Annotated in this window: 14 protein-coding genes; 2 read left to right on the top strand and 12 right to left on the bottom strand. The window is 42.3% G+C overall.

From position 1 onward, the window contains the following. Positions 1–130: 130 nt before the first annotated feature. Positions 131–1,204, top strand: a complete 1,074-nt coding sequence (locus AB4482_RS12650; RefSeq protein WP_372130978.1) for a LacI family DNA-binding transcriptional regulator — start codon at positions 131–133, stop codon at positions 1,202–1,204. A gap of 233 nt (positions 1,205–1,437) precedes the next feature. Here the strand turns inward: AB4482_RS12650 and AB4482_RS12645 are convergent, their stop codons facing one another. After that, a complete protein-coding gene (locus AB4482_RS12645; protein ID WP_102319933.1) occupies positions 1,438–2,364 on the bottom strand; it encodes a LysR family transcriptional regulator in 927 nt (308 codons plus the stop codon). Between the two features lie 100 nt (positions 2,365–2,464). Here AB4482_RS12645 and chrA point away from each other — a divergent pair, with 100 nt between their 5' ends. Then, positions 2,465–3,613, top strand: coding sequence for a chromate efflux transporter (gene chrA / locus AB4482_RS12640; protein ID WP_372130976.1), 1,149 nt, complete (start codon positions 2,465–2,467; stop codon positions 3,611–3,613). Between the two features lie 75 nt (positions 3,614–3,688). On the opposite strand, the gene AB4482_RS12635 is transcribed toward chrA, so the two are convergent. From AB4482_RS12635 to AB4482_RS12585, 11 genes are read right to left on the bottom strand one after another with little or no spacing between them, the layout of a single operon-like run. Beyond that, positions 3,689–4,402 (bottom strand): class I SAM-dependent methyltransferase, encoded by a 714-nt coding sequence (locus AB4482_RS12635; RefSeq protein WP_017065822.1) that lies wholly within the window; start codon positions 4,400–4,402, stop codon positions 3,689–3,691. A gap of 9 nt (positions 4,403–4,411) precedes the next feature. Further along, positions 4,412–5,341 (bottom strand): glycosyltransferase family 2 protein, encoded by a 930-nt coding sequence (locus AB4482_RS12630; RefSeq protein ID WP_372112682.1) that lies wholly within the window; start codon positions 5,339–5,341, stop codon positions 4,412–4,414. Continuing rightward, positions 5,338–7,101 carry a hypothetical protein gene (locus AB4482_RS12625; protein WP_372130974.1) on the bottom strand — a complete coding sequence of 588 codons (1,764 nt, stop codon included), beginning with the start codon at positions 7,099–7,101 and terminating at the stop codon, positions 5,338–5,340. Before AB4482_RS12625 ends, AB4482_RS12630 begins: the two co-directional genes overlap by 4 nt. Positions 7,102–7,135: 34 nt before the next feature. Further along, positions 7,136–8,140 (bottom strand): lipopolysaccharide assembly protein LapB, encoded by a 1,005-nt coding sequence (locus tag AB4482_RS12620; protein ID WP_102319928.1) that lies wholly within the window; start codon positions 8,138–8,140, stop codon positions 7,136–7,138. Beyond that, a complete protein-coding gene (locus AB4482_RS12615) occupies positions 8,137–9,108 on the bottom strand; it encodes a type II secretion system F family protein (RefSeq protein WP_372130972.1) in 972 nt (323 codons plus the stop codon). Before AB4482_RS12615 ends, AB4482_RS12620 begins: the two co-directional genes overlap by 4 nt. A gap of 3 nt (positions 9,109–9,111) precedes the next feature. After that, positions 9,112–10,077, bottom strand: coding sequence for a type II secretion system F family protein (locus AB4482_RS12610; RefSeq protein WP_102319926.1), 966 nt, complete (start codon positions 10,075–10,077; stop codon positions 9,112–9,114). A gap of 9 nt (positions 10,078–10,086) precedes the next feature. Further along, positions 10,087–11,538, bottom strand: coding sequence for a CpaF family protein (locus AB4482_RS12605; RefSeq protein WP_372130970.1), 1,452 nt, complete (start codon positions 11,536–11,538; stop codon positions 10,087–10,089). 33 nt (positions 11,539–11,571) lie between these two features. After that, a complete protein-coding gene (locus AB4482_RS12600) occupies positions 11,572–12,786 on the bottom strand; it encodes an AAA family ATPase (protein WP_102319924.1) in 1,215 nt (404 codons plus the stop codon). 24 nt (positions 12,787–12,810) lie between these two features. Then, entirely contained in the window at positions 12,811–13,302 is a 492-nt protein-coding gene (locus AB4482_RS12595) for a TadE/TadG family type IV pilus assembly protein (protein ID WP_102319923.1), read from the bottom strand. Then, positions 13,302–13,730: a TadE/TadG family type IV pilus assembly protein gene (locus AB4482_RS12590; protein WP_050652461.1), complete on the bottom strand. Its 429-nt coding sequence runs from the start codon at positions 13,728–13,730 to the stop codon at positions 13,302–13,304. Before AB4482_RS12590 ends, AB4482_RS12595 begins: the two co-directional genes overlap by 1 nt. A 2-nt stretch (positions 13,731–13,732) precedes the next feature. Then, the gene (locus AB4482_RS12585; protein WP_268671974.1) at positions 13,733–15,001 is read right to left on the bottom strand and encodes a Tad domain-containing protein; all 1,269 of its coding nucleotides are present in this window, start codon (positions 14,999–15,001) and stop codon (positions 13,733–13,735) included. Positions 15,002–15,010 lie beyond the last annotated feature (9 nt).

Raw genomic sequence — 15,010 nt, 5'->3', positions numbered from 1 at the left:
TGCACAAGATCGACTGTTTCCGGAAACATATTTAATGTTTCAAATGACATTTTTTTGAAAGGGAGCAGAGTTTCATTTCGCTAAATTGAATAAGCTCATCGAACGACGGGAATATTCGATGGACGGTGTGATGAGTGTAACTTTTAAAGATGTGGCGAAGCTGGCTGGCGTATCGACTCAAACAGTATCAAGGGTGACGAACGGTTCGCAAGATGTCGCAGAATCCACTCGAAACAAAGTGAATGCTGCGATAAAGAAGCTTGGATATGTGCCCAATAAAGGGGCTCAAATGCTCAGCCGTTCCAAGTCCACCAGCATAGGGTTAGTGACGCTCGATATGGCACTGCATGGCGCCGCAATGATCGCTAACGGTGTACGAATGCAGGCTCACGATATGGGGTATGGCACCGCTTTTTCTGTAGTATCCGAACCGAACCTCACCAACACCCGCGAGGCTATTCGTGAACTGATGGCTCAACAGATCGACAGCATCATTCTCAATGTGCCTTTAAAGAGTGCAGACGCCGAATTGCTGGTAGAACAATATCAACACTTGAACCTCATCTTCATTGATGTCCCTTCTAACAGCCAAGTTAACTATATATGCGGCGATCACGCCGAGGGCGCAAAGCTGGCGGCTCAGCATCTTATTGAAAATGGTCGCTCTGAATACTTGTTGATCAGCGGGCCTAACGAATCCAGTGCCTCACAAATCCGTCTTCAGAGTTGGTTGGGTGTGCTATCAGATGCAAACTGTCAGGTACAGTTTCAACATCAAGGAAACTGGCAAGCGGAAAGTGGCTACCTTGGCATTCGAGACGCCGTTGCGAAACAAATCCCATTTGATGCTGTGTTGGTCGCCAGTGATCAAATGGCATTAGGGGTTTTACGCGCACTGCAAGAACTGCAGATTCCAGTCCCTGACAAGGTTGCGGTCGTCGGCTTTGATGGCATCGAGGACAGTGCGTTTTTTAATCCACCACTGACCACCATCAAACAAGACTTCACCACGATTGGTCGACAAGCTGTGGTACTTGCAGAGAAGCTCAACGCTAACTCACAAGATGCTTTACTGCAGCACCATATCGAAACTGCATTACTCCCAAGAGAAAGCAGCCAACCTAAGGTGACGGCTCACTATGAAAAACAAGAGATCGAGCAACTGCTGAAAAGAATTCAGACCCTTTTGCCAGAATCGACATAAAAGAAAAAGCGCTAGGGGGAGCTAGCGCTTTAAGACCAACTAAGTCCGTTTAGCCTGGTAGTTTTTTAAGCTATATCATGAGGATATAACCAATTTTTTTACTTAGGTAAATCAAAAAGCCTATTCTTTACGACTGCCTTGAGTCGTAAATTAAGTATAGTCGGGTTCTTATAATAAACCGGATTTTTCTAAAATTAATTCATATGAATTTGACGATTAACCGACACAATAAACTATTCGGAAATCACAGATGAGATCGCATTAGTAATCAACTTTCTAAGTAGTTTATTTTTATCATCTAAATGCTTTGCCTTTCTATAAACAAGCTGGATATCAAAATCTGGAACATCAATAGGTGGCTTCACAGCTAGTAAGGTTTCTTCACTATCAATATCCTTGCGCGCGACTAGCTTGGGGACAATACACAATAGTTCTCTGCCACGAATGAGTCGTTTAACAGTTAAAAAGTTACTGGAAGATATCGCGACTTTCCGGCTTAAGCCGAGTTCACCTAAACGAGTGTCCACTCCCGTCTTTAAAGCCCCTGCAGGGGAAACAAGCGCGTGCTCGACAGCAACAAATTGTTCTAGCGACATCGGCTCCTCAATAGATAGAACCGATTGATCAAGTAAACAAACATGTTGCTCCGTATACAAATGCTTTGTTCGATATTGCTTTGGTACCTCACCAAAGCTGCCTATCGTCATATCAAGCTTGGCATCGTCAAAGACTTGCTGGTAGTTACTCAGGTTTACATTGAACAACGCTACTTGAGAATAAGGAGAGGATTGCTTAATCAGGTCAAACAATATTGGAGCGAACATCTGCTCGGCATAATCAGTGAGACCAATCTTCCAAGTCCCTTTATAAGTCTCTGCATCAAACGATTTAGATAACAGAACTTCAGACTGGATGGTATTCAGTAGCGCGTCCACGGTACTTGATAGTTCAATGGCTCGGTCGGTCGCCTCCATCTTGCTACCTACACGCTCAAACAGAGGATCATCAAACAACTTTCGTAGCCTTTGTAAGCTATGGCTCATCGCAGATTGGCTGACATAACAACGCTCAGCAGCCTTACTCACGCTATTCGTTTTATACAAAGCCTGCAGTGCAATCAACAAGTTAAGGTCGACCCCTTTCCAGTTAAAATCAGCCACAAATCAATCCCATATCATTCATAATTATAATTAAAACAATTAATTTGAATCATAGTTCAACTCCACCTAAATTACGCTAAACATTTATCTGGAATCGATCATGCTTTCAATTTTTAAAACCTTTTTCTGGCTTGGCTGGATTAGCTTCGGTGGACCAGCGGCACACATTGGCTACTTCCGTAAAACCTTTGTTGAGAAACTGAATTGGTTATCCGACGAAGAGTACGGGCAAATTGTCGCCCTCAGTCAATTTCTGCCGGGTCCAGGCTCAAGTCAGGTTGGCTTCGCGGTTGGTTACAAAAAAGGTGGCTTAACCGGTGCGATTGCCGCATTTGTAGGCTTCACCTCCCCTTCTGTCATCCTAATGTTGATATTGGCCTTAGTGAGCAATCAGTTGTTGGAAGCACCGCTTTTCATTTCTATCATCCACGGACTTAAGCTACTCGCGGTCGTGGTTGTGGCTGACGCCACTTTCGGCATGTACAAAAACTTTTGCCAATCAAAGATAGCAACAGCACTGTGTGTGATCACCGCGATTGTTCTGCTTTTAATTCCTGGGATCTGGCCTCAGGTATTAGTTCTATTGTTTGCTGCTATGGTTGGCAGTAAGTTCTTAACCTCACACGAATTAAAAACAGTACCTTCGACGCACAAGATATCGTTAACACCACTCGTGATTTTCGTTGCTTTACTGGTTGGTCTGCCTCTATTCAGTGCTTACTCTCAAGGCATTGAAGTATTTGGCTTGTTCTACCAAGCAGGTAGCTTAGTATTCGGTGGCGGCCACGTGGTACTTCCGTTGCTACAAAATGGTATTGGTGACCAACTGTCTCAAGATGCCTTCCTAACAGGTTATGCAGCAGCACAGGCAGTACCAGGGCCTATGTTTACACTTGCGACTTACTTAGGTTATGTATTGATGCCATCGGCACCAATCACAGGCGCACTACTCGCAACGATTGCCGTGTTCTTACCAGGCTTCTTATTACTACTAGGTGTACTGAAAAACTGGCAAGCAATTGCGAGCAAACCTCTGGTTGCTGGCGCTCTTACTGGTGTGAATGCGGCAGTTGTAGGTCTACTACTTGCAGCCCTGTATCAACCTATCTTCACAAGCGCAGTGAGCAGTGGCATAGACTTCGCTCTGATCATCATAGGTGTGTGGCTACTGAAAACGGTCAAGATGCCAATCGTAGGGCTTGTCGGCATGTTTATGCTATTCGGCGCTCTTACTGGCTTTGTTAACTAAAGATCTAACCGAAGCAAGAAGTTAGTGAATACCTAACTTCTTGCTTACGACTGAACGATAGGAGCCGTCGAACCTTTAACTAGCAGGCTTGATTCCATGGAAGTTAAAAAACAAATTGCAATCAATTAGCGGGATTGGGCTTAACGGCCAAAAAGAGTGTTTATTATCAGGGAGATAGTACTTTAAAAAGGCGATCAAATTATTGCAGGGATTAACATGTTCTCTCGCCATAATGTAATCGTAGTTCCACCCCTTTTTCACTCCAAGTTTTCTTGTCGTCATATAACGACCAACCTTCCATGCAATACCTGGGTCTGTAGGAATCAAAATGGACAAAGTGCCGCCCGGCTTTAATACCCTAAGCCATTCTTTAATCACAAGATGAGGCTCATAAAGGTGTTCCAATATATGTGTCGCAATAACACGATCAAAGCAGTTGCTTTCAAAGTCTAACGCTCGTGCATTCGTTACATTAAAAACGAGCTTGTCATAAGTACTGGTGTTACTGAGTTGCCTTTTTGCCACTTCAAGTGCGGCAGAATCGCCATCACTGACCGTATACTCGTCAAAACTATGCTGAACATGTCTCAAGTGTTCACCCGTTCCTGAACCCACTTCTAGCACCTTCGAGAAATGCTCTCTGTTACTGAAAGGCTTCTCACACGCTATATGACCCGCCCTCATCACATAGCCTGTTGTACTGCTTTCGTAGACTCGCTCGTCATATTCATCACTGAAACGGGACAAATAATCGAGCCACTCCTTGTCTTCATCCTTGTTTATTCTCATTCCTGAATCCTATTGAGATGGCTTGTGATCGTGACTTCTTAATATTGAGAGGATTCTCATCTCTCTTCTACCTCGTGACACGTTGTCGAGTATCAAGCCGCAAAAGAAAGACATCACCGCGATAAGTGCAATTGAACTAGACAGAATAGCTGTTGGGACTCTTTCAACGAGCCCGGTATCAATAAAATCGATAATAACGGGAACCCCTAATCCCAATGAGATAAAGCAAAGCAACACTGACAAAGCACCGAAAAAAAACATCGGCTTTACGTCTCGTAGCAGGAACAAAATAAAGTTGAGGATTTTGATCCCATCACTCAATGTATTCAGCTTACTCGCCGTGCCTTCAGGCCTTGAGTGATAATGAGTGGGTACTTCTTTGATCGACATATTGTGGTGCAATGCATGCACGGTTAGTTCCGTCTCAATTTGAAAGCCGTCACTGAAAATAGGGACCGTTTTTACAAACCGGCGACTCATCACTCGATAGCCAGAGAAAACGTCATTCAATTGAGCATTGAACCCTTTATTTATCAGAGTCGAAAACATCTTATTACCCAAAATATGTCCTGCAGGATAAGCCTCGGAAGAGCGCTCTCGACTGCCAATGATCATATCGAGCTGTTCAGTAACCAGTTGTTCAATCAGTGTAGGGCAAATGGAGGCGTCGTAGGTATCATCACCATCAGCCATAATATAAATATCAGCATCAATATCTGAGAACATCCGTCGCACAACTTCACCTTTGCCCTGACGATACTCATGGCGAACAACAGCACCAGCTTGCAGCGCCTCTTCGACCGTGCCATCAGTAGAGTTATTGTCGTACACATAAACCGTCGCACTTGGTAGTGCACGTTGAAAGTCAGCCACCGTTTTTCCAACCGCTCCGGCTTCGTTATAGCACGGGAGTAACACCGCTATGGTTTGATTCTTCATGAGCTCTCCCTGACTCGAAACACTCGGTACCCATTTTCAATATTGTCGTACACAACATCTAACCAAGTTGGCGTATCTGAGCTGTACAGCTTATTGATCAATGCCTCCTCGCTAGCCGAGTCCTTTAAAATCAACAAATGCGGATCATTGCCAATAACAATGATATCGATGCTTTTCTCTATGATTTTCCGTTCGGCTAAGCTCAGATCTTCCTCTAGCATCACTTCAATAAGAAATTGGTTCCCAACAATATTTCGATGGTAAGGAGCAGCAATAATTCGATTATCCGTTTTTGCCAACACTGGAGCCCCCGTTTCAATCCCTGAAAGTATGGTGTGCGAATTTATATCGTTATCTTTTAACACCTTATGAATCTTCAGAGATTGCTCCTTTTGATCAAGAGTAGTTGTAATTTCTTCGGTTGGCGACAACGCGAGAATGACAAAGGCGACCGCTAGTGGTGCTCCAGAAGTAATAACCGCTGCTTTTATGATGGAGGAACGGATGTAATCTGCTAACTGAAGAATCACGTATGCTTGGAGGGGAGCCGCTAGCACAAAACACAACCTCATGACTCTAATCTGCCAAAAGATCGCAAGGGCTAAATTGAACATAAAGATGAGATACAAAATTGCGCAGTGGTGATTTTTACGCTTAAAAAGTGGATACAAAGTGGCAGGAATCACGAGCAAAGCGTAATTCTCTATCGAGAAAAAACCATGACTTGCGACATATCTAACGACCGATTTCGCTTCCGTCACTTGGTCTAACCAATAGACTTTAAGTATTGGAGGGTAATCAATTAACAACGCACTGCTGAGTGATGGATAAAGCACTGCCACTGGGATTAAAAATAGAACAGCTAGAAATACGAACAGAAAAACCTTTTGCAGTAGACTGTTATCTTCATTCATAAACCGATGATAAACATTAACGAAAAGCCAGCCACAGAAGAAAAGGATGATGAGAACAAATGATATTTCGTCGTACTTAAAAACGAAAAACTCATCGTAAGGCCGATTTAATAAAACCGCACAAATCCCAAACAGAGCGGAACTCGCATACAACTTAGAGATATAGCCAAACCACTCATGGCGAACAAGACCGTAATACACGGTATAAATCGCGAAAAAAAACATGAATAGCAAAACATTATCAAGCCCCGTCCATAAAGATAGAGACAGCAAGATAGATTGCGCATACACACGCCACGCATGGCGCAACTGCTCATGATTCAATGGCGTTAAAGCTAGAAATAGGACCGCGAAGACCAGCTGAATATTATGATGATCAATAGAACCGGGTAAAAAATGGATAATTGACGGCGAAGAAATCGCAAACATCATACTAATAAAGCGATACTTGGCACCGAAGAGGTGGTCAGCTAGGTAAAAGCATGACAGAGAAAAAAGTAGCAAGTAAAGCAGAGGGACAAGAGAAATTGATATTGTATAAGCAAGATTATCATCGACGATAAACAACAATGGAAAAGCTACGAGCGATAAGATTAAATCAGGAAAGCGAGACCAATGAATAATAATGCCGTCAGCGGCATTAAAATTATTCATTGGCTCTAGGTACCAATGTCCAGTTGCCATCCAATCCTGAAATTGAACGAAACGCATATAGTCGTCATTGTCATTCAGGTTAAGAGCTGAAACACTCTCCCACTTGTAAATAAAGATCACTGTGGCACAAACTAGCCAGATGACAGAGATAACAATGATATCTTTATTAAAACTCTCACTTTTAGGCGACATGAATATCCTTTTCACTGAGCCAAAATTTAAACGACTATTGCTCCATCTCTCTCACTTCCGCTAATGCTCTGTTTAAGTTTTCGTTCGCAACTCTGTAATACGATGGTTTCTTGTCTATTGCTTGCTGAAGGTAAGGAACGGCTTCATCCGGCTTACCTTGTAATATTAGGAAATACCCTACATTATTCAACGCTTCAGGCGTATCCATATGTCGCATAAACATATTAGTGGCTTTCTTAACATCACCGGAAGCCAGATAAATGAGGGCTAGATTGTTTTGGGCCTTCTCACTATTTGGCTCTAACTCTAGAGCTGAACGCGTATACTGATACGCTTCCTTGTAATTGCCGTACATGTAATGGGAGTAGCCCATATTCAACAGAGCTTTGAATGAGTTTTTGTCTATCTGCAGTGACTTTTTGAAGTACTCTTGAGCTATCTGATGCTTTCCGTCGACATCTTCCAACACACCAATTCCCATATATGCTGATGCAGGAGACATACTGTCAACCTTCAAGCTAGCGACTTCACTTTGGCTTAACGCTTGGTGGTTTTTAATCGTTTCACTGCTTTTCAAACGAACTTGGTCGGCATTAATCGCTTTAAAGAAATAACTTCGACCTTCATCCGTTCGTCGCTGCTTCGTATACAAAACGCCTAATTCCTCCAGTACCTCGGTATGTGCTGGATTGAAATCTAAGGCCGCCAAATACGCTTTCTCGGCAAGCGCCGAGTTGCCACGAGATGAATGGATTTTACCTATAGTAAACAGCGTTTTGTCGTGAAACTCTTGCTCAGGAAAAGACAGAGAGCGGATGTATTCATACAAGGCTAGATCGATGTTGTTGTCCCTTAATGCTACATCACCACGCATGATCGCTTCTTTCTCACTCAAAGGAGGGTCATCATTCGTTAACGTATCTATCGGTTTACCGGAATACAGTTCTGCATCAAATTGATTCGTTGGCTCATCAGATGATGCACAACCGAGTAGTAGTATTGGTAGGAAAAGTAGAAGGAACTTATTGTATAACATCATAAACTTGCTCCCGGCGCACTCAATGCGTCCATTACGATAAGTAGTCCTGGGCCAAGTGCAACAATGAAAAAACAAGGCCAAATAAAAATCAGCATAGGAAATAACATTTTGGTCGGTATTTTCGCCGCAATTTCTTCAGCGGCTTGCTGACGTTTATCTCTAAAGTCTTCAGTATAATCACGAAGCGTTTGCGCTAAGCTACCGCCCATTCTCGATGCATGAGAAAGCAAAGAAACCAACCCTTCCAATTCGACTAAACCGGTTCGCTCGATAAGCTGTCTAAGCGCATCAGGCATAGTGACACCCGCTTGGATTTTAGCAAACACAGTCTCTAGTTCATCCGCAAGTTCCGGCTGAGAGACATAGATCTCAGATGCGACACGTCCAAGGGCTGCATTAAAACCAAGCCCAGACTCGGTACACACAACAAGAAGATCAAGCGCATCAGGGACACCATTTCTTATTTTTTTCTGACGCTCTTTTTGTAACTTGTTCAGAATAATATTTGGCGTAAATGTTCCGAGAAAAACACAAGTCATGATGAGTAAATTATTGTAATCTCCACCCCACGATATGTAATAGACCATAAAAGCAGCGACGATGCCTATTAAACTAGATAAAACCTTCAACGCGTAGAAAACTGATAACGAGCTCTTCTCATGGAACCCAGCATGCATCAGCTTTTCTGAGTAAGTTTCATTGTCCTTTTTATTACCTTTACTTATAAAGGGGCTTAATGATTCTAACGTATTTGAAAAATCATAAGGTTTTCGACCACCAGTACTCCCCTCTTCAGATATTTGTCTTAGCTTCTTATCTAAAGGAGATCTAGCACCTAAAAACAAGAACCCAATAGTCAATGTTAATAAGATAGTAGTGAGCAAAATCATCGCATAGATAACAGCCTGAGAGCTGATCCCAAACTCTGCTAACATCTGCTTCCAGACTTCAATATTTAATAATTCCATAAGTTAAATCTCTATACTGATGATCTTTTTAATCCACAAGGCTCCGATCGCCAAGAGAACAATACCGACACTGACCATCGATAGACCGCGAGGATCTTTGTAAAGTGGCTCGATATATTCAGGACTGGCTACCTTTAAGGCAAAAAATAAACCAAAAGGGGATAAGGTTAAGATCCATGCTGACAGACGGCTTTCAGCAGAGAGCGTTTTTACTTTCCTTTCTAACTTAAAGCGGGCTCTTAGTACTTCAGATACCTTTTGCAGGTTCTCTGATAGATTCCCCCCAGTTTCTTTTTGTAGCATTACTGCACTAGAAAAAGCCAACATTGATACGGTGGGAACTCGCTCTGCCATCTGTAAAATAGCTAAACGTAAGTCATAACCGTAATTAAGTAAGTTGTAGGTATTTTTAAACTCAGCACCGATAGGTTCAGGAAGTTCTTCACCAACTTCATTAAATGATTGAACAAGCGGTTGCCCTGCTTGCAGTGCTCGTCGGATAATATCTAAAGCCTCTGGAAGTTGCTCTTCGAATCGAGCCATTCTATAAGCCACTCGATTTTGTACATACAGATAAGATATAACCCAAACAGAAATGAATGCTGCTAAACTAATAAACCATTCTTGATTGGTCATTATTGATATCAATGTGAGCAAGACACCACAAAGAGAAACAATAAGTAAAAACCGGCTCAATGCTAATTTAAAACCAGCTAATTCCAACATTTTTTTTAATCCAGCAAAGTATGGAATAACTATTAACTTACGGTCTATAGGAGATAATTCTTTGTTATAATGTTCTTTTAATAAAGATAGACTCTCTTCATCGATATTACGTTGCGCCTCCTTCAAACGTCGAGACAACTCTTTGTGCTTCGCTTTTTTCCCTGCAGCAGGGAGCAACAAAGCTTGAGAAATAAAAAGCACCGCAATGAATAATAGACCTAATGAAACGCTTACATTGTCCATAATATATCCTTAGACTTTGGTCTCACTAAAGAGCTCGAAAGGCAGGTCGAGTCCACGTTTGACTAACTGGTCATGGTATTGAGGCACAACCCCCGTTGCTGTGAAATAACCGATAATATTGCCGTCTTCATCAATACCTTTACGCTGAAAACGGAATATTTCCGACATCGTAATCACCTCACCTTCCATGCCGTTGATCTCTTGGATACTCACCATACGACGCTTACCATCTTCTTGGCGTTCCATTTGAACAACAAGGTGGATAGCCGAAGCAATTTGAGCTCGTAAGTTTTTGGTTGATATGTTCCACCCTGCCATCGAGAACATATTCTCGACCCGACTCAAGGCATCACGGGGGGTATTCGCGTGAATGGTAGCCAGTGAACCATCATGACCGGTATTCATCGCTGCTAGCATGTCAACGGCTTCGCTACCACGCACCTCCCCAACCACGATTCGATCTGGTCGCATACGCAAGGTATTTTTAACCAATTCGCGCTGGCTGATTTCTCCCTTCCCTTCTAGGTTAGCAGGGCGGGTTTCGAGACGAATAACATGTGGTTGTTGCAGTTGTAATTCGGCCGAGTCTTCTATGGTAATAATTCTCTGGTCTCGCGGAATGAAACCAGAAAAGATATTCAGTGTGGTTGTTTTCCCTGACCCCGTCCCTCCTGAAATCAATATATTGAGCTCGCCTTTTACTGCAGCTTCAACAAACTTAGCCATTTGGGGTGAAACTGAATTGTAGTCAATAAGGTTATCCATCGTTAAGCGATCCACAGCAAAACGGCGGATAGAAACAGAAGGGCCATCGAGTGCGAGAGGCGGGATAATCGCATTAACACGAGAACCATCAACTAAGCGGGCATCTACCATAGGTGATGCTTCATCAATCCGGCGACCAACCTGACTGACAATACGATCAATAATGTTTCTTAAGTGACGATCATCTAAAAACGTATACGGTGTTTTTTCTAATTTACCTCGGCGCTCAACGTAAACACTTTTAGGGCCGTTGACCAATATATCCGACACAGTTTGATCAGCTAATAAGGGCTCCAACGGCCCCAGACCAAAAACTTCATCTTCTATCTGTTTGATGACCCGCTTACGACCTTCTGCGCTGAGTGCATGACTACCATCGTCAGCCATCAACTGTAAAATGGCTTCATGCAAGTCAACCTTAGCCCGCTCTTTTTCCAAACTTGAGAGTAATCCTAAATCTAGGGTCTCAAGCAGTTGCTTATGAAAAAAGTGTTTGATTGATAACTCTTGCTCTAACACTTTTCGAGCTTCATCAATCGCCTTTTCCTTTTCTACATTCGCTTCAGAACTGCGAGATTGACTAGACGTATCAACACTGGATAAACGCTCAACAGGGTTGGTATCTTCTGAGTCATGCGAAATCTGTTCTACTCTTTTTTCAAACTCTGGATTTACATTTTTTCGTTTAAAGAACATCACAATCCCTCGTGTTCACTATTCATCTACCCGTTATGAAAACCACTTTTTCAACCAGCCTTTTTCTTCTTGCTCTGGTGGTGAAAGAACGTGAGACAAATCGATGATAGAACGAGTAATTGAGCTTTTCTTTCTCGACTGAACTAACGGTTGCCCCAAATTGGCACTCTCTAGTGCCACTTTAAAATCATTAGGCATCAGGTGGATGTCGTGATTGCCCACCGCCTGCTCAATGTCTTTTAACTTTATAGAATGTCGTTTTTCGTAACGGTTAAGGATTACCTCTATTGCGTCGCTTTGTAAGCCGTACTCAAACTTCAGAGACTTAATTAATCTACTTGTGTTTTTTACTGACACTAAACTCTGCTGTAAAACCAGAAGCACTTTCGTTGCAGGTGATATAGCAGATGCAAATACATGATCTAACCCTCTAGATAGGTCGATCACCACATAAGGGTAAAAACGGCGCAATATAGGCAGCAGTCTGCCTATTTTTTGTGCCTGCTCGAAATCATCAGCATTGTTTTCATGTTTAAAGCTTAGAACATGAAGACCAGATTCATGTTTATTGACCAAAGTACCTAAGGAGATTTCATCTAGGTCATTCGCGCTATTTATTGCATCAGAAACGCTGTAGGTGGGAATAATATTTAAGTAATCAGGAATTACTCCAAATTGGAGATCAATATCGAGTAAGAGAACTTCATTTGGGTGTTGATTAGCCATCTCAATAGCGGTATTTAACGCTAAAGTGGTTGCTCCCATCCCTCCCTTGGTGTTCAAAAACAAGATAAATTCTCCATAACTGGAGTTTTCAAGCTTTTCGGAAGCCGTTTTCTTAAGCAAAGGGAGTAAGTCTGAAATAGTGACATTATGAGATAAGAAATCTGAGGCTCCTAAGCGAAGCGCAATTTTTAATGACCCGTTATCACTTTCGTCCCCGAGTACAACTAAAGATAAATCCTTATCCTCGAGCGATAAATCATACCCCTGTAACTCCACCATTTTTTGTGCCCAACTTCCACTTGCTTCTACAAAGATAAGCTCTGGAACATCAGCATTTTTTAGGTATTCCTCGCTCATTGCTGCGAGAGAAAATGATGTAACATGTACATTTCGACATTTCTTTAATTCAAGACTCATATGTGAAAGAAAACCTTCTGAGCTGTATATTAACCAGACCTTAAGGTTTGTTTTCAAACGCACAATATCACTCTCATTTGGCGTTATTTTAATTGCTTCCCCCATGCTACAACTCCTGTATAAAATAACTCATGGACATCTATTCCTTGTTTCGGAATCAGCTCTAACAACTCCTAAACTCTCAGCTGGCAAAATAGTTTCGAACGAAGGAGCTGTAAGATACCCACTAGTACCAAAAAAACTCAAATCTCCGATTAACTGAACGCCATATCCAGTTGCACTCGCCCTTACAAATTTAATGGTACTAAATACTGGATCAGTGTCGTAACCTGACGTAATTTCATTCCCATCAATATCTAAATAAGCAACTTCTAAATTGGCAGCGGTAAATCCTACAAGAGGAATATCTCCCACAACCATTGCGGCAATATTATCTCTATCTGCTACATAGCAAACCGTTGCTAACCTTGCTGCTTTCCTCGTGGCTTCACTTACCATCTGCAACGAAAACATATAGGCACCCAATGCCAAGATTATAAAAATCAAGAGAAAAATCAGCCATGACACTAATGTGAACTCTATGATAGCAAGCCCTTCAATACACCTTTTTGACTTTCTCATCACAGCACCCTCATAACCGAAGTGACGCTTAACGGAATCGAAAAACTCTCCGAGGAAAAGGGAATAGACAAGAAATGTGGAACATAATCATAGGTAACACTTACCCGTACATAACTATCTCCTGACGGTGGCGTAACGGTAACATCTGCAGTCGTCAATGAAGATAACACCGCAGTCCCTACACTATTCTGTCCGTAAACCACCACATTTTGAATTTCGGAAGTCGGCGCAATAGTTCCACCGATCGTTCCATAGACTTCACTAACTGCGTAACGAGCACCGTTTTGCACAGATTTAGATATCACATTGTAATGGACTAAAATATTGCCAAATTCCAGCACCAATATCAGAAAGAACAGTAATACCGGGGTCGCTATAACCACCTCAATGGCTGCAAAACCACCCTGTAATTTATTGAATAGTTTCATGGTTACGACTCCCCACTATCTGGGTCCTTATACAATACGATTTTGTATGTCCCTTCCGTAGTCGAGTTAGTACTGCCAGATCCGCTAGCTACGCTACAAGAGTGTATAAATTCACCAAAAACTGCAGGCGTTCCTGAGTTATTGGTCGGCGCTTTTTGTAGCAAGAAGAAACAACCAATTTTGTTCACCGTAAATTCAGTCGCACCGCCACTTTTACCTGAACAATCCACCATAGGTATAGGTAATATACGACGCCAAGCAACACCATTAGCCGCACACCCAGAACCATTATTAGCTATGCATGTGTTAGTCGCTGATTCATATTGAGCATAGGTATAACTGCCGTCAAAATCGATATCTCCCGTACTAGCATCGATCGTAATCTCATTAGTAGGCTCAGTCGTTACATAATCAGTGGGGTAATCTGATGCCGATAATCCTCCACCATAATCACCAAATCGAGTATTTAAGCCATCACCGGTAGGACCAACCGTTCCTCCTGGTTTGGTGGTTATATCGTCACCTATTGCAACAGGATAACTATAGTCCCCCCCTAGACCTTCTTTTACCGTTTTACCACCAGAGCCAAAGTCCAATAGGTGGTAATTTCCATTACCCATTTCAGATAGTTTGTTATCTCCAACTTTCAAAGCATGAACGGTACCGACTTCATAGCCAAAAACATTCGTTATTTCTTCACCAGTTACATCATGAAAGCCATCTTCAGGATCTATATCATTGTCAGATGTCCCATCACCAATACATACACCTATTGGTACAACGTTATTTACAACTTCTTGCCCTGAACTGGGGCCCGCAACAGCACTAGCAGATACCTCTTTATCAAGGCCAAATAATTGAATAAAGAATTCACTCATACCCAATGAATCTACTCGAACACGCACATAAACATCATCGTCGATGCCAAAAGTAGCCGTGCCCGTAAAGTCTTGAGGATCATTAGAGTAATCGATACTGATTGAAGCGGTTGAAAAATCAAACTCGTGGTTTCCCGTCGAGCCAGCCATGGCATTTAATGCAGTGCCAACCTCGGCATCTACTGCATCTTTATCCTTACTATTATCCAAAATAGTTGCGGCAGCTAAAGCAGCTGAATCTACCGCATTTTGTAACCGTGTTTTGTTCACAACCATATGGTTGATATCTACAGCTAACGCTGAGACGGCTAAAAAAACCAACAAGGCAGCAGTAATCATAATCACCACTAATCCTTTCTGCTTTTTCGGACTTTGTGATACTCGATACAACATGTGAGTACC

The sequence above is a fragment of the Vibrio sp. 10N.222.55.C7 genome (assembly GCF_041473335.1).
Lineage (GTDB): Bacteria > Pseudomonadota > Gammaproteobacteria > Enterobacterales > Vibrionaceae > Vibrio > Vibrio crassostreae_C.
This window is presented reverse-complemented; position numbering and strand designations above follow the sequence as displayed.